Below are 20,497 nucleotides of genomic sequence, written 5' to 3' on the forward strand. Positions count from 1 at the left end.
CGCCCCACCACCTGGACAACGACCATCATCTGCACTGGTCACGCTTCCGACGCCGCAGCCAAGCCCGCGCCCGCAGATGCCACTACCAACGCCGAGGCCACCACCCCCACATGCGGTTGCAGTACTAGGGGGTGGGCTCTGGCTTTCGACGCTGTGACAGGCTGCGAGGAGAGCTCCCGGCCGGCCGGACTACCGTGGCCGGCAATACACAGGAAGGCAAGTAGTGGTGGATATCTCGGATCATTCGGGCCGTGCATTGACGTCGGCCGATCATCGTGACGCCGTCGCCGCCCAGACCGCCAGGTTTGTGACCGTGGTCAAGGGCGCCGACCTGGCGACTCCGGTGCCCAGCTGTCCGGGTTGGTCGCTCGCCGACCTTGTCAGGCATACCGGCAGTGTGCAGCGCTGGTTCGCGGTCCTGCTGCGCCAGCGCGTCCAGGAACGACCGCAGAGCCGCGATGTGGAACTGAGGCTGCCGGAGAACGAGGACGGCTACGCCGACTGGTTGACGGCGAGTGCGGCCGAGGCCGCGAGCGCGTTCGCGGCCACCGACCCGGATGCCCTGATGTGGGTGTGGGGCGCCGATCACCATGCCAGGTTCTGGGTCCGGCGGATGCTGTTCGAGACGTTGATGCATCGCGTCGACGCGGAACTCGCCGTCGGAATCCGGCCCGAGATCGACCGCGACCTCGCGGCCGACGGCGTCGACGAGTTCCTGGTCAATCTGCCCTTCGCAACGTTCTTCGCGCCCAAGGTGGCCAATCTGCGCGGCAACGGAGAGACCATTCGCTTCCGATGCACTGACGGGAACGGAAACGGCAACCGCAACGGGAACGGAAACGGCAACCGCAACGCGAACGGCAACGGGAACGTGAACGTGAACGGCAGCAGCAACGGCGACTGGCTGGTCCGGCTGCGGCCCGATGGTTTCGGGATCGAGCAGCACCCCGCCGGCGCGGCGACAGCCACCGCCGCCGACGCCACCGTGGAGGGAGCCGCCGCCGATCTGCTGCTGCTCCTGTACGGCCGTCTGGACCGCGGCTCGGACGCCTTTGAGACCCTGGGAGACGAGGATCTGCTCACGAACTGGTTCGCCAACTCCGAGTTCTGAGGCGCCGCGGCGGGGCGGCAGCCGGACCGTTCACAACGGCGGTTGGGGACATGGGGTCCACCAGGCTGCCTCCCCGGTGCCGTCGCAGCGGTAGCCGAAGCGCGTCAGATGCGCGGCCGCCGCTCTCCCTCGGGCGGCGTCGGTGTTCCCGGGCTCCCGGTGCAGACTTGCCAAGGTGACCAGCAGGTCCGTTCGCCCGTTGTCGATCGCGGTCCGGCAGCAGGCCATGGCTTCGCCCCGGCGACCCCTACTGCGCAGCCATCCGACGATTCCGACGAGCCCTTGAGCCGCGCCGGCCACGAGCATGGCACTGGTCCCCCAGACGAGGGCGTGCTCCAGCCGCCCGTCGCGGCAGGCGCGCCAGGCCATGAAAACGAGCGGGCCGGGGTTGCCCAACTCGGCCGCGCGTACGGCGAATCCAGCGGCTCGTCGTACGCCTGCTCGCTTTCGCGGCGGTACGCGAAGGAGGCCAGGATGCGCGGGTATCCGGCGGCGACCGCCTCGTCGATGACGGCATCTGTCCGTTCGCGGTCCCCGAGCTCGTCCCACATGGTCGCCAGGTTCGTGAAGGCGGCGCGATAGCCCTCGCGGGCGCTGCGTCGGAGGAACCCCTCGGCCGCGTCGTAGTCGCCCTGGTTCGCCCGTATCCGGGCGCAGACTTCCCAGGCGGACGGATCACCCTCGGCCACCGTCCGGCGGGCCACCTCCTCGGCCCCGGCCACGTCGCCGTCCTCGGCCTTGGCATCGGCGATGGCCTGGAGGCTGATGAGGTCACCGAGGCCGAAGGCGAGGTTCCAGGCGCGCACGGCGCCTTCGTGGTCGCCCCGGTCCCGTCGGTCGGCGGCCAGTCGGTGAAGTGCTGTGAACATCGTGGGACTGCATGCCATCCGGCCGTAGTGGTCCGCCCGGTCGCTGTCGCCCGCGCCCTCGTACTCTCACATCACGTTGGTGGCGACGGAATCCACACCGGCGTTGACCGCGAGCCGTTTGATGTCCTCGCTGAATTCCGGCGACCGGTCTCCGGCCGCAGGTACTCGATGAGGAACCGGAACGCGGTTCCCGAGTTGGGCACGCTGACCCCGCCGAGCCAGTCGCTGAGTGAGCTGGTGGTCAGGCTGACGGGCTGCGCCTTGCCCTGGCGGATCAGAACCCGGTGGGGCGGTGAGCCGGCCTTTTCGTACAGCTCCCGCAGGCGCGCCGCGAAGACCTACCGCCCGGTCGGCGTCCTGATCGCCTAGGGTGTACCCCCATCCTCCTGCCACATCCGGATCCGGACCGGACGCCCGCCGGAACTTCCTGACCAGGTGTGGACCAGGTGTGGACCAGCGTAGAGAACCGCGCCCCGGCGCAGAGCGGAAAGCCGGAAGCCCGCCGGAACCCATGGATCGGCATCTCCACCCCGTCCGGCACAGACGGACGGGGGCCGTCCAGGAGGTGCCCCATGAACGCCCTCGCGCAACTGCTCCACGACGAATCGCTCGTGGCGACCGCGGCGGCCGCGCTCTACGCGGTCACGGTCACGGTCGTGTGCCTGACCGCGGTCCTGGCACCCGGCGCCGAGCCCGCCGGGACGCCCGGGAGACTCTGAAGGTCCTCCTCCGACGCCGGTCGCAACAAGACTGACACGGCAAGGGCAAGCGGGAGACGGTTCGGGTTCAGGGCCCGGGCGGGGCGAAGGTGCCGAGCGGGAGTTCCAACTCGAGCCAGACCACCTTGCCTTGGTGGGTGGTGCGGCTGCCCCAGCGGTGGGCCAGTTTGTTGACCAGGTACATGCCGCGGCCACCCTCGTCGTTCTCGGAGACGCGGCGCAGCCTGGGCGCGTGGCTGTCCGTGTCGGCCACCTCGAGGGTGAGCACCCGGTCGCGGAAGAGCCGCAGCTCGGTGGGCATTCCCGTGTGCAGCAGGGCATTGCTGACGAGTTCGCTGACCAGCAGCTCGGAGACCTCGCAGAGCGACGGCAGACCCCAGGAGGTCAGCGTGGCCCGGGTGAACCGGCGGGCCTGGCCCACCATGGCCATGTCACCGGACAGCGCCAGCGTGGCGATCCAGTCGTCGCGAACCGGCAGGGCCCGCGCCATGATGATGGCGATGTCGTCCTCGCTGTCCTTGGCCGACAGCGCGTCGAGTACGGCGTCGCAGCTCTCCTCCAGGGACGGGCCGCGCTTGGCCACGACGCGCGACAGCAGCCTCATCCCCTCGTCCAGATCACGGTCGCGCCGCTCGATCAGACCGTCGGTGTAGAGCACCAGGACGCCGTCCTCGGGGAGGGTGAATTCCACGCTCTCGAAGGCCACGCCGCCGACGCCGAGCGGGGCACCGGAAGGCAGGTCGAGCAGCCGCGTCGACCCGTTCGGGTCCTGCACCACGGGGGGCGGATGTCCGGCGCAGGCGATGGTGCAGCTGCGGTCCACGGGGTCGAACACCGCGCACACACAGGTGGTGAACTGCCCGTCCCCGATTGCCGACGCCGTCTCGTCCAGACGCCGGAGCACCCGGTCGGGCGACAGGTCCAGCGTGATCAGCGTGCGGGCCGCGGTGCGCAGCTGGCCCATGGTGGCGGCGGCGCGGATGCCGTGGCCCATCACGTCGCCGACGACGAGGGCGACCCGCCCGCAGGACAGCGGCACGACGTCGAACCAGTCGCCGCCGACCTCGCTGACCACGCTGCTCGGCAGATAGCGGTAGGCGATCTCAAGACCCGGTGTGCGGTGGACCTCCTGCGGCAGCAGGCTGCGCTGGAGTGTGAGCGCGGTGTCGCGCTCACGCCGGTAGAGCCGCGCGTTGTCGATGCACACCGCCGCGCGGGCCGCCAGTTCCTCGGCGAGCGCCACATCAGCCACCGTGAAGGGCTCCGGGTTGCGCATCCGGATGAACTCGGCCCCGCCGAGCACCACCCCGCGGGCGAGCAGCGGCACCATCAGATATGAGTGGACGCCCGCGTCGAGGCTCGGCCGGATCCGGTCGGGGTCCGCCACGATCCGGTGCAGGGCGGCTTCGTCCACTTGCGCCACCAGGATCGACCGACCGGTGCGCAGGCTCTCGGCGTAGAGCTTGGCCGATCGGGAGGTCCCGCCGACCTCGTCGGCCGCCCCGACCATGCCCGCCTCGGTGACTTCGCCGACAGCGACGGCGCGCAACACCACTGTCCCGTCGGTGGGTGTCGGGGCCTGCTCCCCTTCCTCCTCGCCGCCCTGAACGACCGAGTCCAGCAGGTCGACGGTGACGAAGTCGGCGAAGCGCGGGATCACCAGTTCCACCAGTTCCTCGGCGGTTCGCTGCAGGTCGAGCGTGGTCCCGATCCGGGAGCTGGCGTCGTTGAGCAGCGCCAGCCGCTCCTGCGCCGCGTGGGCTTCCTCCAGCGCCTGCTGGCGGGCCTTGGACGCGTCCCGCTCACGGGTGTAGAGCAGGGCGTTGTCTATCGAGACCGCCGCGCGGGCCGCCAGCTCTCCGGCGAGCGCGAGATCCTCCTTGCCGTAGGGCCGATCGGTCACCGTCCGGTAGAACGAGACCACGCCCACCGCGGCGCCGCGTGCGATCAGCGGCACCACCATGAAGGAGCGGACCCCCTGCTCGCGCACTGCGGCTTTCCTGGCCGGGTCATCGGCGAACCAGCTCAGCCCCTGCTCGTCCATCCGCGGCACCAGCACGGGCCGGCGGTGTGCCAGGCACCAGGCGTAGGGGGTGCCCGGATGGAACCGGTGGACGTCGCCGACCGGGGCCGCCGGCCACATCTTCGCACCGTCGACCGTGTGGAAGGCCAGGCGGCGCAGCAGCGCGGACCGGTCGGGCGGACCCGGATCTTCCTCACCGCGCACCAGGGCGTCCACGACCTCGACCACGACCGCGTCGGCGAGCCCCGGAGTGGCGACCTCGGCCAGTTCGAGCGCGGTCTGCGCCAGGTCCAGCGTGGTACCGATCCGGGCGGACGCCTCGTTCACCAGCGCCAGCCGCTCCCGGGCCGCGTTGGTTTCCTGCAGGGCCTGCTGCCGGGCCAGCCCGGTCTCGTGCTCACGCCGGTACAGGAGGGCGTTGTCGATGGCCACCGCCGCCCGCGAGGTCAGCTCGTCAGCCAGCGTGATGTCCTCTTGCCCGAACGCCTCCGGGCCGTCGCGCCGAGAATACACGACCATCCCCAGCACCGTCTCGCGGACGACCAGCGGAGTCACCCGCACTGTCCGGGACACGCGGCCCTGGTAGGCCTGTACCCGATCGGCGGACAGCCCCGTGGCGAGCGGGAGCAGGTCCCGCGACGGCACGACGACGGTTCTGCCCGACGCCATCGCCTTGGCGTACGGAGAGCTCGGCGGCACACTGTGGACCGCACCGACCGGCAGGTCCTGCACCGGATAGTCGGGGTCGGAAGAGGCGATCGCGAGTCGGCAGACCCGCTCGGCACCCTGGGGGTCGGCGGGCTCCACGCCCTGCCCCGTGAGCAGCCGCTCGAGGATGAACACCCCGCTCACGTCGGCGAGCCGGGGGACCATGGTGTCCGCCAGCTCGCGGGCCGTCTGGCCCAGTTCGAGAGTGGTGCCGATCCGCGAGGTGGCGTCGACGAGCAGTTCCAGCCGTTCCCGTGCCTTGGCGGCCCGCGACTCGGCCTGGAAGCGCGCGGTCACCTCGATGATCGTGGAGCTCACCCCGAGGATCCGGCCGGCGGGCTCCTCCAGCCGGAAGTAGGAGGCCGACCACGCGCGTTCCATCGTGGGGTCCGCGGGGGTGATGCCGTGGGATCTGGCGTCGACGACCGGTTCGCCGGTCTCCAGCACGTGGCGCATCACCGCTTCGATCTCCGCGCCGTTGAGCCCCGGCAGCACCTCGATCATGCGCCGGCCCAGGTGCTGCTCCGCGGACACTCCGTTGATCCGGGCGAGGGCCTCGTTGAGCCGCACGAAGCGCAGGTCCGAGTCGTAGACGGCCATACCGACGGGTGACTGGGTGAAGAAGCTGTCCAGGACGGCCAGATCGGACTCGATCCGGCGGATCGCCCTGACATCCGAGGCCACGGCGAGGACGAGCGGCCGGCCGGACCCGCCCAGGATGGGATGGGTGCGGAACTCCAGGTTGACCGAATGTCCATCCCGGTGCTTTACGGGGAAGACCCCGGACCACGACTGACCGGCCAGGATGTCGGCGAACAGGGACAGGACGCGGGGCCGCTGGTCCGCGTCCACGAGCAGCTGCGAGGCGTACGCTCCGACGGCCTCCCCGGCGGTGTAACCGAGCAGCACCTCGGCGTCGGCGCTCCAGTGGATGATGCGTCCGTCGTCCTGGATCAGCGCCGTGGCGATGGGGATGAACAGCAGGCCGCGCGGCAGCGCCTCACCGCCCGCCGCGACGCGTCCGGCGTCCGCACCAGTCGTTGGCCCGTCGATGTGCCTGTCGATGTGCATGTTCAGGAAACCGCCCGGAGGTCATCTTTCCGCTCTGCCATCTTCCCACGTCCACCGCTGGTCGCTCGTGGAGGAGTGAAGTCTCCACCATGTGCCCGGGGAAGTGCCAGGGGTCGGAGCGCCGCTGCTCAGCGGGCTGATGCCGCGGTCCGTGCCGGGGCTGCGCCGCTCGGCCGACGGGGTGGCGGGCGTGCCCTGGTTGCCCGTTCGTTCCAGAATCGTACGCATGTTCTATGGACTACTTCGGCGTGACCCTGGGCCGGGCTGTCCGGTTCCGGCTCCCGTGCTCCCTTTAGGCGGGAGTGGGAGGCAACCACGCGGTCTTGGGGTGTGTCCTCACTTACGGCCGCGCCGAACCCCGGCGCGGCCGCGACCCGCACAGGGCACGCGAGCGAAAGAGGCTGCATGCTCCGTATTCACTTCACCCCCCACGACCTGCAGAACATTCGCATTGCCCGACAGCCCGATCCGCTGTGGGAACTGATCTGCAGTGTCTGCCGGCTGCAAACCCGACAAGGACCGCTGGACTTCGGCCAATGGCGCGGTTCGGCCTACGAGAGGCTCCGCAGGGATCCGGTCGTGAACCGTTCTCTGCAGCTGCTGCAATTACTGATCCCCGCCACCGGTTACATCCCGGACTTTCTCACCCCTCCGGACACCGGCACCGATCTGTACGCCGGCCTCGACCAGGTACGCGGCACTCCACGCGGACGAGTGGTCCGCGAGCTGACGCTGCTGGCGGAGTCCCGCTCGGTCCCGAAGGGGACAGCCGCGCTGGGCAGACCTGGAGCCGACGGGCTCGCCTCGCTGACGGGAGCCCTCACGACCTACCACCGGGCCCTGGTGCAACCGTTCTGGACCGGCATCCGCACGGCTGTGGACAACGATGTCGGCCGACGGGCACGCACCCTGCTGGAAGGCGGCACCCAGGCGCTGCTGGACGGGCTGCGCCCGCTCGCACGGTGGAACTCCCCTGTGCTGGAGGTGGATTACCCCGTCGACCGCGACCTGCATCTGGAGGGACGGGGTCTGCAGCTCGTCCCCTCGTACTTCTGCTGGGGCCGGCCCACCGCTCTCGCGGATCCGCACCTGGATCCGGTGCTCGTCTATCCCGTCGCGAAGGTGCCGTTCGACGGCGCGGGTGTGACGGAATCCGGGCTGGTACGCCTCCTGGGCCGCACGCGAGCGGCGGTGCTGGCCGAAGTGGCCAACCGGAACACCCGGACCACCTCCGAGGTGGCCCAGGCGGTGGGGGTGACGCTGCCCAGCGTCAGCTATCAGATCGGCGTCCTGCGTGACGGCGGTCTCGTGGCCAGCCGTCGCGACGGCAAGTACGTCCTGCATTCGGCAACCCCGCTGGGCCTGCGGCTGCTTGGCGTCGGCAGGCCGTCCCCGGCGGACTCTCCTGGCGTCCGGCTCGCCGCCGGGCGGCAGGACGCGTCCGGCGCGGCGGCCGTCCCCGGCTCGCTTCTACCGTGCTCGAAATGACGCGCGGCGGCGAAGACCCAGGGCGCAGGCTTGGAGCAGGCGTCGATGGGGGGCAGACCATGAAGCACCGCACGATGGCCGCGCCACCACGTTCGCAGCGTCAACGATGGCCGTCGTAGAGGTGGGGGCCGCTGCGATGACGACGGTGCGATGGGGGCGGGACCGCTGCCGCGGCGCCTGCGGGGAGCGCGGTGGCGCTCCCCGCGTCCCTTCGGCACGACGCCACGACGGTGCATGAAAGGGCTCTCGCCACCGTTCCGGGGCGGCCGGCATGTTGATTCTGCGGCGCGGCGGTAGTCCTCCTTCGACCGCACACTCGAGAAGGTGGATGGATGACCAACCTGCGCGACATTCTGGAGACGCACGTCAGCAACGGATCGGTGCCGGGAGTGGTGGGTCTGGTGGCTCGCGGGGAGCGGGTCGAGGTGCAGGCCGTCGGATCTGTCGTCGTCGACGGCACTGCCCCGATGGCCAGGGATTCGATCTTCCGCATCGCGTCGATCACCAAGCCCATCATCGCCGCGGCGGTGATGATGCTGGTCGAGGACGGCCGGATCGCATTGGACGACCCGGTCGGGAAGTGGCTGCCGGAGCTGGCGTCACCGACGGTCGTCCGCACACCGGCCGGTCCGGTCGACGATGTGGTGGATGGTTTCGTGCGAGGTCACCAGAGTCTGTCGGTCCCGCCCGGATACAGCCCGAGGCGGGCGTGGTGGAAGGACGACGCGTGGCGCCGACCTTCCGTGGTGAAGAAGTCCGCCATGGTCACCTTGTCGAAGCCGGGCTGGTCGCTGGGGAAGGCGGCCGCCCGCGTTCCGCCGACGATCACCGCACCGGGCAGCGCGTGCCATCCGGCACTCTCGTAGAACGCGCGCAGCGGGCGGTCGCAGGTGAACAGGCCGAGGTCCAGGCCCTGGCGGGCCATCGTTTCGTGGGCCGCCGTCACCAGGAGGCGGCCGTGGCCCCGGCCGCGTGCCGCCCGGCGGGTCACGACGGTGCTCAGACCTCCCACGGCGAAGAGCCGGCCTGCATGACGGATCTCCTTGGACAGAATGTCCAGCGCGGCGAGAACCGTTCCGCCGTCGGCGCCGCCGCCGTCTTCGCCGTCGATGTCGCCGTCCACGAGCACCATGGTCACCGGGTTCAGCTCCGGGTCATGGGTGAGCGAGGTGCGGGGGAGGGCCGGGGCGTCCCGGTCGGGCCAGGCCTCGTCCTGGAGGGCCACCACCTGCGCACGGAGTTCCGGCGGGGTGGCTGCTTCGGGGAACGACATGATCTGCACCCGCCGATTGTGCCCGGCTCGGGAGCGACGGGAGTCACCGGCCGGGCCGCCGGTCGTGCCGCTGTCCGGTGGCTGAGCCGACGGCCCGCGCACTGCACAGCCGCCGCTCATGACGTTCGACCGGTATCACCGTGACCCGTCGGCCGACCCGGTCGTTGGGCGGGTTGTGCGGGAACCGACGGGGCGCCGGGCCATGGCAGGTGTCTCAAGAGGAGGGACACCATGAGCCGGCAACGATCCGCGATCCTGGAATGGCTGACGCAGAAGCTCGGGCCCAGGCATTCCGTGCCGGCGCCCGCGGACCCGCCGCCGCTGGAACAGACCCCCCGGTTCACGGCCGATTTCTGCTCGCAGGAGCAGTGGGTCGCGGGCCGTTCCTGGGCGTATCCGGACGGCGGGCCGACCAACCCGGGGGACGACAAGCTCGACCACCTCGTGCCCGATGCCGAGTACTGCCGCAGCGGCGCCTTCCGGGCGTCCCGTCGTCACGACGGCAGGTGGAACGCCGGCCTGCTCACCACCGAGGAGAGTGCCGGGGGATTCACCGTCAGGACCGGCGACACCCTCGAGACCCGCGTCCGGCTGCCCGTCGAGGCCGGGGCCTGGCCGGCGATCTGGACCTGGCGGGACGGCGGAAACGAGATCGACGTATTCGAGTACCACCCTGACAACCCGGACCTGCTGGAACTGTCGAACCATGTCAGGGGCGGCCACCACTACTACACCCACCCGTCGATCCACCCCGGTGCCTGGGTGGATCTGAAGGTCGAATTCCGGGCGAGATCCGTCATCTGGTGGGTCAACGGCATCCGCGCGTACGCCGACGGGAACGGGGTCGGCCGAGACTGGTACGCCTACCTCATCGTGAACCTCTCGGTCAGCGCCGGGCAGTACCATCCGGCCCCGGAGCCGGGCGTGAACACCATGGCGTACGAGGTCGACCACCTGCGCGTCTACTCGCCGGCAAGCCGCTGAGCCGAAGCGCCCGGCCACCACCTATGGCCCGGCGTCAGCGCGGAGATTCACCTCCCGACGACCGAATCCACGCCCACGCCATGTGGGCGAGAGCGGTCGCGGTCCCTCGCCGGCCTTCCGGGATGGAAGGATCGGGCCATGGCTGAACACATCATCGCCGCGTGCGACGGCGCATCGAAGGGGAATCCCGGGCCCGCGGCCTGGGCATGGGTCATGGCAGGCGCCGACGGCACCGTGGAACGCTGGGAGGCCGGACCGCTGGGCACCGCCACCAATAACGTCGCCGAACTCACAGCGCTGCAGAAGCTGTTGGAGGCTGTCGATCCGGCCATGCCCTTGCAGGTGCGCATGGACTCCCAGTACGCGATGAAGGCGGTCACCACCTGGCTTCCGGGATGGCGCAAGAAGGGCTGGAAGACCTCCGCGGGCACCCCGGTGGCCAACCGGGACCTGGTGGTGCGCATCGACGAACTGCTGACCGGCCGTACGGTCGAGTTCGTCTACGTACCCGCGCACCAGGTCGGCGGCGACCCCTTCAACGCGGTCGCGGACCAGGCTGCCAGCCACTCGGCCCGCACGCAGCAGGCCGTCGGCACCTCCCAGGGATCCACCCTGCCGCCGCCGGACACCAAGGAACAGCCGGGCGCCGGACGGCGCGGAGGCAAACCGGGCGCTCCAGCGCCCCGGGACGGCCAGGCCACGCGCGGAGGAGGTTCCCTCAAGGCGAAGTTCCCCGGACGCTGCCGCTGCGGTCAGCCGTACGGGAAAGGGGAGACGATCGCGAAGAACCCGGAAGGCTGGGGCCACCTGTCCTGCGCCACCACGGCTGCGGCGGCCGGGTAGCGCTTGCGTCCCTGTGCGCCGGGCGGCGCCCACCTGCGGTGGCGCGTGTCCTGGCCGATCAGGCGCTTGGACGACCAGTTGTCACCCCGGTTGAGTAGTGTTTGGGGCTGGGTCGAGGAGGGAGTCGCGGATGACGGACGGGTTCGAGGATTTCGTTCACACCGCGACGGGCCACGCCCCTTACCCGTATCAGGCCAGGATCGCCGCCGAAGGGCTGCCCGGACTTCTCAAGGCCCCGACGGGAGCGGGCAAGACCGCCGCCGCCGTACTGCCCTGGCTCTATCGTCGTCTGGTCTCCGCGCCGGAGCGGACGCCGCGCCGCCTGGTGTACGTGCTGCCGCAACACGCTCTCGCCGACCGGACGTTCGCGCGGATCGGCGAGTGGCTGGACCGGCTCGCGCGCGCCGACGAGGTCGGGCTGCACCTGCTCGCGGGCGCGTCGGCTCACAACGGCGTCTGGCGGCGCCATCCGGAGCGGACCGCGATTCTGGTCGGCACCCACGACATGCTGCTGAGCCGGGCGTTGATGCGCGGGTTCGCCGACGCGCGGGCGATGGCGCCGGTGTCGTACGGCCTGCTGCACACCGACACCCAGTGGGTCTTCGACGAGATGCACCTGCTCCGCCCCGCGCTCCCGACGAGCGTCCAACTCCAGAGGCTGCGCGACCTGCTCGGCACACCCGCGCCGACCAGATCCATGTGGATGTCCTCGACCTGGGATCCGGCCGGCCCGCAGGACCCGCCGTCCACGGTGGAACTGAGCGGCGCGGACAGACAGGGTGAACTGGCCGTACGGCTGAACGCGGTCCGGCGGATCAGACAGCTGGAAGCCGAACCCGGGCACTACATCCAGGAACTCGCCCAGGCCCTCAACACGGCGCATGTCCCGGGGACTCAGACCGTCGCCGTGCTCAACACCGTTGAGCGAGCGCGGGCACTGTACCGCGCGCTGCGGGAGGCTGCGCCCGACCGGGACGTCACGCTGATCCACTCGCGTTTCCGCGCCGCCGAACACCGAAGCCGGATGGCGGATCTCGGTGAGGCGCAACGCGACCGGGTCATCGTCGCCACGCAGGGGCTGGAAGCCGGGACCGACCTCTCCAGCCGTACCCTCCTGACCGAGCTCGCGCCATGGAGCTCGATCGTGCAGCGCGCGGGCCGCTGCAACCGCGACGGCGAACACCCCCAGGGGGCGGACCTGCTGTGGTGCAGGCCCCCGACCGGTGATCCCGACGCGGAGGCATCCGCGCGGTGGCTCACCGCGCACGAGGGCCAGGCGGTCACGTCCGCGCAACTGCAGGACGCGCGGATCAGCCAGTACACCGCGCCACGCCAGGCGCTGGGCCAAAGCGATCTGCTGGAGCTCTTCGACACTGCCGCCGACCCGCAGGGTACGGACGTCAGCCGCTGGATCTGCGACGCCGCCGACCTCACGATGCTGGTCGCCTGGCGCAGTTGGGAGTCGGGGGAGCCCTCCGACGAAGAACCCCATCCGGGCCGTGACGAGCTCTGCCAGGTTCCGCTCGCCGACGTGCGGCAGCTGCTCGACGGCCGCGCCTGGCTGAGGGACCGGCTGGACGGCCACTGGCGGCGGGCGGTGGCCGGGGATCTCCATCCTGGCGAGACGCTGCTGCTGGACGCCCAGTACGGCGGCTACCTCCCCGACGAGGGCTGGGCCCCCGAGAGCCGTACGCCCGTAACGCCTGGCCCCGGATCACCCGATTCGCAGACCTTCGCCTGCACCCATTGGGTCAGCCTCGACCAGCACCTCATGGAGACCGAGGACGAGGCGCGCAAGCTCATCGACGCTCTGCCCGGCCTCTCCCCGGAGCAGCAGGAGGCCGTCGCCCGGGCGGCTCGCTACCACGACCTCGGCAAATGTCATGAGGTGTTCCAGGAGATGCTGCGAGCGGGCGGCGGCGACCCGCCGGGCGGTCTGCTGGCCAAGTCCAAGGCCCCTTACAGCACCGGCCGTTCCAGCCGGCCGTACTTCCGGCACGAGCTGGTCAGCGCGCTGCTGCTGATGCACGGCGACCACTGGCACCGCGATCCCGGGCACCGTGACGGGGCTGATCACCCGCTGGTGACCTATCTGGCCGCCGCGCATCACGGCAGAGTGAGGATCTCGGTGCGCCCACAGGGTGAGGAAGCACCGCTGCTCCTGGGCGTAGGGGATGGCGACCGCACGCCGCCGGTCGAGCTGTCCACCGGCGAGCGTTTCCCCGCCCAGTCCCTGCAGACCGAGATCTTCGCGCCCGGCCCCGGGGCCGCCGGGTCATGGACGGAGCGGGCGCTGACGCTCCGCAATCGCCCCGACCTCGGGCCCTTCCGGCTCGCCTACCTCGAAACCCTCGTACGCGTCGCCGACTGGCGCTCCAGCGCCCGCCACGACGGCCCGGTCGACGGGCTCACCTAGGGCCTGTCCGGTTGACGATGGAGCCCGGACACTCCGCCCAGGTCTTCCACGCGCAGGTGAGTTCGGATCAAGGGAACTCGTGGACCACCCGAATCGTGCCGACGATGGTCATGCCCCTTCCGGCGAGGCCGGCCTACCGGCATCCGGGCACGGATCGGCAGGGCGGGCGCCTCGGGCGATGGCTCGCGTTGGCGCCAGGCCGCCGCGAGCCGCCGCTCGACGCTTCTACTTGCGCAGCAACAGGACGATTCCCGCCCCGACCAGGCCCAGCAGCACGGCCGCGCCTCCATAGACCAGGCGGTGCCGGCGGAGTCCGGGCAGGAAGCGGTCGGCGGCGAGTCGGCCCGAGCCGGTCAGCGCGAGCGTGGCGCCGGCTGCGGCCAGCAGCAGCTCGTATTCGATGCCCTGCGGGGCGAAGAAGCCGCCACCCCACTTCACTGCCAGGGCGTTGACCATGGTGCCGACGATCGCGGCTCCGGCCAGGGGGGTGAGCAGGCCGACGGCCAGGCCCAGGCCGCCCAGGGCTTCGCTGACGCCCGCCAACGCGGCCATCGTCCTGCCGGACGGATAGCCGCTCATGGTGAAGAACTGGCCGGTGCCGTCGAGCCCGCCGCCGCCGAACCACCCGAAGAGTTTCTGGCTTCCGTGGGCGGCCATGGTGAGGCCGACGGTGAGTCGGAACAGGAGCAGGCCGGCGTCATAGGCGTGCGGGGAAGCCGCGTGTGGGGAAGCCATCACGCTCGGGGTGGGCGTGCGGGTGTCGGGCGAGGAGAGTTGGGCGGTGCGCGAGGGCATGGAGAAGTCTGTCCTGTTCATTTTCATTGGGGGTGGGGGGTGGACTGCGATGGAGCGCCGATCAGCCGATCTGGAGGGAACGCTTGGCGAGTCCGGCCCAGAAGCCGTCGATGACGGTGCGTTGGGTGTCCATGTCCGCCGCTCCGGCGCCGAGGGCGACGAACAGTGGGGCGAAGTGCTCGGTCCGGGGATGGGCGAGCCTTCCGGCCGGGGCCGTGCGTTCGAAGTCGAGCAGAGCATCGATGTCCTGGGCCTCGAGGGCACGCCGTCCCCAGTCGTCGAACTCGGCCATGACGGATGACACCCGGCCGTCCCTGTTGAGGGCGCTCAGATTGTGGGTGAAGAAACCGCTGCCCACCACCAGCACGCCCTCGTCGCGCAGCGGCGCCAGCATGCGGCCGATCTCCATCAGCCGCTGGGGGTCGAGCGTAGGCATCGAGATCTGCAGCACCGGGATGTCGGCGGCCGGGAACATCTCCACCAGCGGGACGTAGGCGCCGTGATCCAGGCCCCGGTCGGGGATGTCCTGCGCGGAAATCCCGCGCACGCCCAGCAGCTTGCGCACCTTCGAGGCGAGTTCGGGCGCGCCCGGCGCCGCGTACCGGACCCGGTAGTAGCGCTCGGGGAATCCCCGGAAGTCGTGGACCAGCGGCACCGTGGTGGTGGCGCCCAGGGCCAGTGGCGCCTCTTCCCAGTGTGCGGAGAGCATCAGGATCGCCCTGGGCTTCGGCAGGCCGGCCGACCAGGCGGCGAGTTGGCCGGGCCAGACCGGGTCGTCGGCGAGCGGTGGGGCGCCGTGCGAGAGGTAGAGGACGGGCATCCGCTCGGCGCCGGGGGAGAGGGACATGAAGTGGCTCCTGAGGTGGTGTCAGCCAGTGCGTCGCGTCTGTGCGACGAGGCCCGCGTGGTCGTCGAGCGCGATGCTGTGGCCGGTGCGCTCCACCTTGGTGCGCAGGTAGTGGAGGTTGCTGGCGGTGGCGAAGACGCCGGTGGGGATGCGGTCGCGGATCCGGACCCCGAGCGCGCGCAGTTGCTCCGCCTTATCCGGGTTGTTGGTCAGCAGGTCGAGGCCATCGACGCCGAGTGCGGTGAGCATCTGGGCGGCGGCGGTGTAGTCCCGGCCGTCCTCGGGCAGGCCGAGTGCGGTGTTGGCCTCGTAGGTGTCCAGGCCGTCGTCCTGGAGGGCGTAGGCGTCGAGCTTGTTGTAGAGGCCGATGCCGCGGCCTTCCTGCCGCATGTACAGCAGATAGCCGCCGGTGGCCGCGATCCGCTCGACGGCCTCGCGCAACTGCGGGCCGCAGTCGCAGCGGGCGGATCCGAACACGTCGCCGGTCAGGCACTCCGAATGCAGACGCACCAGGGGGGTGCCGGTCGCGTCCGGGGTGCCGAGTGCCAGCGCCACATGTTCGGCCGAGTCGGCCAGGCCGTGGAAGGTGACCGACTCCGCCTGGACGGTGAAGCCGTCGGCGAACCGCAACGGGATGCGGACGCGGGTACGGACGGCTGCGGCCTGGAGGGCGTGGGTCTCGGTCGTGAGCAGCATGGGGTCTCCGACGGTCCAAGGGTTGGTTCAGTGGTTCAAATTCGAACTAGTAGGTCTGGACAGTACTCTTTAATTCAAATTCAAACAACAGCGGTACGCTGGTCCCATGGACGAGACGCGGTGGCTGGACGAGCACGAGATGGCGGCGTGGAACGCCTTCCTGGCGGCCGGCAGCCTCCTGGAGCGCAGGCTTGAGCAGCAGCTCAAGGATGACGCGGGCCTGTCCCATCCCCAGTACGAGGTCCTGGTGCGGCTGTCCGCCGCCCCCGATGGCGAGCTGCGGATGACCGAGCTCGCCGACGCCCTGCTCACCTCCAAGAGCGGCCTGACCTACCAGGTGACTCAGCTCGAGAAGAGCGGCCTGGTGCGCCGGCGCTCCTGCCCCAGCGACGTCCGCGGCGTCTTCGCCATCCTCACCGACGAGGGGCGGGCCAAGCTCCGCACGGCTGCGCCCGGCCATGTGGCGCTCGTCCGCGAACTCCTCATCGACGTCCTCACCCCCGAGCAGGTCACCGCCCTCGCCGAAGGGCTCGGCGCGGTGACCAAGCGGTTGCGCGCCGCCAGTACGTCATAGTCCGGACGGCAGCGCGGTGCCCGGACGGCGCAGCGAGGGATCGGACGGTGCCCGGGCACGGGAATTCGACGGAGCTCGCGTTCGCGCAGCGCACTTCGAGGTGCTGGACCACCGCGAGCAGCCTCACTGACCAACTCGGCGAGTGGCCGGTCAGGGGCTGGTGGGCATCGGCGCGGCCGGCGGTGGGTGAGGGAGTGGCGTGGCCGGGCGCCTTCGGGGCGCAGGCCGTCGAAGATCACTGCGACGTAGCGCCGCCAGAGGTCGGGCGAGGAGTGCCGCAGCGGTTCGGCGACGTGACCGGGCGCGCACATCAGCGTCGACTTCGCTCCTCTGCACACCACGGGGAAGGTCGTCGTCGCCATGGACTGAACCAACGCGCCGGCCGGGGGTCGGCGAGGGCGGCTCGCGCAGGGGCCACTGTCGGTGGTGGCTGGAAAGCTGTGGGTATGGACGAACTGATGCGGCGCCGGGTCTACGGCGCGGACCACGATGATCCGGACCCCGGACCTCAGCCGGGGCACGTCTACCGCGAACTGGTGGCCGGGCCCCTGGACGGGCTGCTCTTGGACGTCACGGGCTGGACAGATCAGCAACTGCGCGAAGGCGCAGCGCTGGTCACTGAGATCGGCGCGTACGGATCGGGCGGCCACGCCCTGTACGGACCGCGGAAAACAGACCCGCGCCGGTGGGACTGGGAGGGCGACACTCCCTGACCGGCGTCACGGCGTGGCGTGCTTGAGGGCCTGCAGGGCATGGGTGAAGGCGTCGGTCCGGTCGCCCAGTGGAGCGAAGAACGTCGCGTCGCACGTCTCGACCGCGACGACCGCCCGGTTCGCCAGGTCGCGGCCCTCGTCGGTCGCCACCAGCGCACGGGCTCGTCCGTCGTGCGGATGGGTCAGGCGCTGGATCAGGCCGCGGGCTTCAAGGGCGCGGAGCACCTGCGAGGTCATCATCGGGTCGGCGGCGGCGTGGTCGGCCAGGTGGCGTTGCGTTACCGGGCCTTCTGCCTGCAGCCAGACCAGCGACGCCAGCAGGACGAACTGGACGTGGGTGAGTTCGAAGGGCTTGAGGGCGGCGCGTTGCGCGGCCTGCCAGCGATTGGTGACCTGCCACAGCAGCAGCCCAGGACTCTGCTCGGCATCGGTGAATCCGGTGGCCAGTTTCGGCTTCTGTTCGGTCATCAGGTCACCATGGCCGCGTGGATGAGCGTGAAGTCGTGCTCGGTCAGTTCGATCAGGCCGCGCCGTAGTCGGTAGCCCCAGTTCGGGCCTGCGGTCAGCTGCAGGGCGCCGTCGAACTGCGTAACGCGGACTTCGACGGCGCCGGCCACGTAGTCGATGCGACGGCGCCAGGGCCGGAACTCACCCTCGTCGGCCTGCCAGATCTCCTCATCGGTCACTTGACCGATCGCGGTGAAGGCTTGAAGGGGGAGGCCGTTGTGCAGGCTGGTGCGCGGTGAGTAATAGAGCAGCCAGTCCCCGGCGCTCAACTTCGCGAGGCCGTCCCTCTTGCCGTGGCCGAGCTGGGCGATGCCCAGGCTGGTGCCGCGGTTGACGTGATCGCGGCATACGACGCCGAGCCAGGTCTTCATGCGAGGGCCTGCGCGTTCGACGCTGCCTCGGCGGCTGCCGCCAGCCGGTCGAGGTCTTGCTGCACGCTTGCCTTGATTCCCTTGCCCAGTACCAGGTTCCAGATGCGGGCCAGGGGGCCGGACAGGGTGACGGTGACGCGAACCCGGGTGGTGTCCTCCGGGGTGCGGTCGACCAGATGCCGGAAGGTCAGCCGTGCTCCGAGCAGCTTGGAGACATCGGTGAACTCGGTGTCGGAAACCAGCGCGGCGATGACGAATGGGACCTTGGGGCCGCCCTTGGGTTTGAGGGCTCCGGTCGAGCCGGTGACGAAGGGGCCGTCCAGTCGTACCCACTCGGTGTCGGTGTTCCACTCGGGCCACGTGGCCATGTCCGCCCAGCGGGTGAAGAACGCCGACGGAGCGGCAGTGGAGGTGGTCTGTGCCTGCGCGAGAGTCATCATGGAGATAGTATGCGCGCATTCTATTTATTGGTCAACCCCTTCCGCTCGGGCAGCGAGCAGTAGCCCAGGGCCTTCAGTCGGGGATCAGGGACGGCAGCGTCCTGACGGTTGCCGCACATCGTGATCGCCAGCGCCAGCAGGGCCGGCCGCGTCGCGGTGAAGAACGCGTCGAAGTCGAGAGGCTGTGCCTCGTCCCCGGCAACGGTCCCGGCGCCGTCCCCGGCTCGTCCTCGCCCGCCGGTTGCGACGGTTCTGCCTGAGCGCTGGTCATCGTGCTCCCCCTACCCGGCCGTCGCGCACCGTCCGGCCCTCTGCGCGTACGGTCAGCACGCCGCCGTCAGGGCGTCGGTCCATGACCACCCCGCCGCGACCGGCCAGCCGCGGCGCGGCGAGATTGGCGCAGCCTGGTCACCGCGACGCGCCGATTCACCGCCCCTCGTAGGCGCGGCAGCCGGAATTGCGAGGTGCCACAACCGGCGGGATGCTGGATATGTACGTTCTGCGGCGTCCGATTTCGCTTGCGGCCCTTACGGGTGCCGGGGCGTCGGCGCGCGTGCTCGCCGGCGGTCCAGAGGGGAGGGGCCAGGCGGTTTGCGGTCCGCGCCTCGCGCCTCGGTAAGGAGATGGCCATGGACGCTATCGATCTGGAAGCGATGCGGGCCGCAGTGCGCGGTCCGGTCATCGGCCCACAGGATCCGGAGTACCCCCAGGCCCGCAAGATCTACAACGCGATGATCGACAGGAAACCCTCCGCCATCGTGCGGTGCACCGATACGGCGGATGTCATGGCCGCGGTCGATTTCATCCGTGACAACGGTCTTGAACTCGCCGTCCGCGGCGGCGGGCACAGCGGGGCCGGCCTGTCTCTGGTCGACGACGGCGTCACTGTCGACTTGTCGCCCATGCGCGGGGTGCGGGTCGATCCCACCGCGAAGACCGCCCAGGTCGCAGGCGGCTGCCAGCTCGGCGATCTCGACCACGCGGCCCACGCCTTCGGTCTGGCCACGCCCGCCGGCATCATGTCGACGACGGGCGTCGGGGGCCTCACCCTCGGCGGCGGCCACGGCTATCTCACCCGCAAGTACGGTCTGACGGTGGACAACCTGTTGTCCGCGGACGTGGTGCTCGCCGACGGCAGTTTCGTCACCGCGAGCGAGACCGAGAACGCGGACCTGTTCTGGGCGCTGCGTGGCGGCGGCGGCAATTTCGGCATCGTCACCTCGTTCGACTTCCGGTTGCACCCGGTGGACACGGTGGGTATCGGGGTCAGCGTGTGGCCGGTCGACCAAGCCCGTGAGGTGCTGGAGTGGTACCGCGACTTCCTGCCGCAGGCGCCCGATGACCTTTACGGCTTCTTCGCGGTGCTCGTCGTGCCGCCCGGTCCGCCGTTCCCGGAAGAGATCCACGGGCACAAGATGTGCGGCGTCGTGTGGTGCTTCACGGGTGACATCGACAGCCTGGAGAAGACCCTCGCACCCGTGAACGAGCCCGGCCCGCCGGCCTTCCATTTCACGGCACCGATGCCCTACCCCGCGCTTCAGGGCATGTTCGACGGGCTGATCCCCACCGGCCTGCAGTGGTACTGGCGGGGCGACTTCTTCGACCGGATCACGGACCAGGCCATCGACGCCCACCTCAAGTTCGGGGAGAACATCCCCACCGATCTCTCGACCATGCACCTCTACCCGGTCGACGGAGCCGCCGGCCGTGTCGGTCAGGAGGACACCGCGTGGGGCTACCGGGACGCCGTATGGTCCGGTGTCATCGGTGGCATCGACCCCGACCCGGCCAACGCCGCGACCGTCAAGCAGTGGTGCGTCGACTACTGGGAGGCACTGCATCCGCATTCCATGGGCGGCGCCTACGTGAACTTCATCGGTGCGGGCGAGAGCCAGGACCGGGTCAAGGCCACCTACCGTGGCCAGTACGACAGGCTCGCGGGAATCAAACGAACCTATGACCCGCACAATCTCTTCCACGCCAACCAGAACATCGCGCCGGCCCCATGACGCCGAAGTGACGATGACTATCGCGCGCGGCCGCCCGCCT

General features: G+C 70.3%; 19 protein-coding genes and 1 pseudogene. 11 read left to right on the forward strand and 9 right to left on the reverse strand.

Going from position 1 to position 20,497, the window contains the following annotated elements:
• The first annotated feature begins 226 nt into the window (after window positions 1-226).
• The gene (locus QMK24_RS18300) at window positions 227-1,111 is read left to right on the forward strand and encodes a maleylpyruvate isomerase family mycothiol-dependent enzyme (RefSeq protein ID WP_283467247.1); all 885 of its coding nucleotides are present in this window, start codon (window positions 227-229) and stop codon (window positions 1,109-1,111) included.
• A 104-nt stretch (window positions 1,112-1,215) separates the two neighbouring features.
• Here the strand turns inward: QMK24_RS18300 and QMK24_RS18305 are convergent, their stop codons facing one another.
• Window positions 1,216-1,980, reverse strand: a complete 765-nt coding sequence (locus QMK24_RS18305) for a tetratricopeptide repeat protein (protein WP_283467248.1) — start codon at window positions 1,978-1,980, stop codon at window positions 1,216-1,218.
• A gap of 168 nt (window positions 1,981-2,148) precedes the next feature.
• Between QMK24_RS18305 and QMK24_RS18310 the strand changes: the two genes are divergently transcribed.
• Together QMK24_RS18310 and QMK24_RS18315 are read left to right on the forward strand one after the other, a co-directional pair.
• The gene (locus tag QMK24_RS18310; protein WP_283467250.1) at window positions 2,149-2,349 is read left to right on the forward strand and encodes a hypothetical protein; all 201 of its coding nucleotides are present in this window, start codon (window positions 2,149-2,151) and stop codon (window positions 2,347-2,349) included.
• Between the two features lie 203 nt (window positions 2,350-2,552).
• Window positions 2,553-2,699, forward strand: a complete 147-nt coding sequence (locus QMK24_RS18315; protein ID WP_283467252.1) for a hypothetical protein — start codon at window positions 2,553-2,555, stop codon at window positions 2,697-2,699.
• A 67-nt stretch (window positions 2,700-2,766) separates the two neighbouring features.
• Here QMK24_RS18315 and QMK24_RS18320 read toward each other — a convergent pair whose 3' ends face one another.
• Window positions 2,767-6,501 carry a SpoIIE family protein phosphatase gene (locus QMK24_RS18320; protein WP_283467253.1) on the reverse strand — a complete coding sequence of 1,245 codons (3,735 nt, stop codon included), beginning with the start codon at window positions 6,499-6,501 and terminating at the stop codon, window positions 2,767-2,769.
• Between the two features lie 579 nt (window positions 6,502-7,080).
• On the opposite strand from QMK24_RS18320, the gene QMK24_RS18325 reads away from it, so the two are divergent.
• On the forward strand, window positions 7,081-7,989 hold the full coding sequence (locus tag QMK24_RS18325) for an ArsR/SmtB family transcription factor (protein ID WP_349307867.1): 909 nt from the start codon (window positions 7,081-7,083) through the stop codon (window positions 7,987-7,989).
• A 332-nt stretch (window positions 7,990-8,321) separates the two neighbouring features.
• Window positions 8,322-8,582 (forward strand): annotated as a pseudogene (locus QMK24_RS18330) (serine hydrolase domain-containing protein); the annotation flags it as partial.
• A 71-nt stretch (window positions 8,583-8,653) separates the two neighbouring features.
• On the opposite strand, the gene QMK24_RS18335 reads toward QMK24_RS18330, so the two are convergent.
• Window positions 8,654-9,262 carry a GNAT family N-acetyltransferase gene (locus QMK24_RS18335; protein ID WP_283467351.1) on the reverse strand — a complete coding sequence of 203 codons (609 nt, stop codon included), beginning with the start codon at window positions 9,260-9,262 and terminating at the stop codon, window positions 8,654-8,656.
• Window positions 9,263-9,493: 231 nt separating this feature from the next.
• Between QMK24_RS18335 and QMK24_RS18340 the strand changes: the two genes are divergently transcribed.
• The 3 genes from QMK24_RS18340 to cas3g all read left to right on the forward strand — a co-directional run bounded on the left by QMK24_RS18340 (window position 9,494) and on the right by cas3g (window position 13,505).
• Window positions 9,494-10,246, forward strand: a complete 753-nt coding sequence (locus QMK24_RS18340) for a glycoside hydrolase family 16 protein (RefSeq protein WP_283467255.1) — start codon at window positions 9,494-9,496, stop codon at window positions 10,244-10,246.
• 138 nt (window positions 10,247-10,384) lie between these two features.
• A complete protein-coding gene (locus QMK24_RS18345) occupies window positions 10,385-11,089 on the forward strand; it encodes a ribonuclease H family protein (RefSeq protein WP_283467257.1) in 705 nt (234 codons plus the stop codon).
• A gap of 130 nt (window positions 11,090-11,219) precedes the next feature.
• Window positions 11,220-13,505 (forward strand): type I-G CRISPR-associated helicase/endonuclease Cas3g, encoded by a 2,286-nt coding sequence (gene cas3g, locus QMK24_RS18350; protein ID WP_283467258.1) that lies wholly within the window; start codon window positions 11,220-11,222, stop codon window positions 13,503-13,505.
• Window positions 13,506-13,730: 225 nt separating this feature from the next.
• Here cas3g and QMK24_RS18355 read toward each other — a convergent pair whose 3' ends face one another.
• From QMK24_RS18355 to QMK24_RS18365, 3 genes are all read right to left on the reverse strand, one after another.
• A complete protein-coding gene (locus QMK24_RS18355; RefSeq protein ID WP_283467352.1) occupies window positions 13,731-14,240 on the reverse strand; it encodes a DoxX family protein in 510 nt (169 codons plus the stop codon).
• Between the two features lie 121 nt (window positions 14,241-14,361).
• Complete coding sequence (locus QMK24_RS18360) at window positions 14,362-15,147, reverse strand: dioxygenase family protein (protein ID WP_283467259.1); 786 nt, start codon at window positions 15,145-15,147, stop codon at window positions 14,362-14,364.
• A gap of 21 nt (window positions 15,148-15,168) precedes the next feature.
• A complete protein-coding gene (locus tag QMK24_RS18365) occupies window positions 15,169-15,843 on the reverse strand; it encodes a GTP cyclohydrolase II (RefSeq protein ID WP_283467260.1) in 675 nt (224 codons plus the stop codon).
• A gap of 106 nt (window positions 15,844-15,949) precedes the next feature.
• On the opposite strand from QMK24_RS18365, the gene QMK24_RS18370 reads away from it, so the two are divergent.
• Together QMK24_RS18370 and QMK24_RS18375 are read left to right on the forward strand one after the other, a co-directional pair.
• A complete protein-coding gene (locus QMK24_RS18370; protein WP_283467261.1) occupies window positions 15,950-16,417 on the forward strand; it encodes a MarR family winged helix-turn-helix transcriptional regulator in 468 nt (155 codons plus the stop codon).
• A 446-nt stretch (window positions 16,418-16,863) separates the two neighbouring features.
• The gene (locus tag QMK24_RS18375) at window positions 16,864-17,130 is read left to right on the forward strand and encodes a hypothetical protein (RefSeq protein ID WP_283467263.1); all 267 of its coding nucleotides are present in this window, start codon (window positions 16,864-16,866) and stop codon (window positions 17,128-17,130) included.
• 6 nt (window positions 17,131-17,136) lie between these two features.
• On the opposite strand, the gene QMK24_RS18380 is transcribed toward QMK24_RS18375, so the two are convergent.
• From QMK24_RS18380 to QMK24_RS18390, 3 genes are read right to left on the reverse strand one after another with little or no spacing between them, the layout of a single operon-like run.
• Window positions 17,137-17,598, reverse strand: coding sequence for a MarR family winged helix-turn-helix transcriptional regulator (locus QMK24_RS18380; RefSeq protein WP_283467264.1), 462 nt, complete (start codon window positions 17,596-17,598; stop codon window positions 17,137-17,139).
• The gene (locus QMK24_RS18385; protein ID WP_283467266.1) at window positions 17,598-18,008 is read right to left on the reverse strand and encodes an EVE domain-containing protein; all 411 of its coding nucleotides are present in this window, start codon (window positions 18,006-18,008) and stop codon (window positions 17,598-17,600) included. The genes QMK24_RS18380 and QMK24_RS18385 overlap by 1 nt, the downstream gene beginning before the upstream one ends.
• Window positions 18,005-18,448 carry an SRPBCC family protein gene (locus QMK24_RS18390; protein WP_283467267.1) on the reverse strand — a complete coding sequence of 148 codons (444 nt, stop codon included), beginning with the start codon at window positions 18,446-18,448 and terminating at the stop codon, window positions 18,005-18,007. Before QMK24_RS18390 ends, QMK24_RS18385 begins: the two co-directional genes overlap by 4 nt.
• Window positions 18,449-19,077: 629 nt before the next feature.
• Between QMK24_RS18390 and QMK24_RS18395 the strand changes: the two genes are divergently transcribed.
• Window positions 19,078-20,457, forward strand: a complete 1,380-nt coding sequence (locus tag QMK24_RS18395) for an FAD-binding oxidoreductase (RefSeq protein WP_283467269.1) — start codon at window positions 19,078-19,080, stop codon at window positions 20,455-20,457.
• The last annotated feature ends 40 nt before the right edge of the window (window positions 20,458-20,497 follow it).

The organism is Streptomyces sp. PH10-H1 (genome assembly GCF_030063355.1).
Taxonomy (GTDB): domain Bacteria; phylum Actinomycetota; class Actinomycetes; order Streptomycetales; family Streptomycetaceae; genus Actinacidiphila.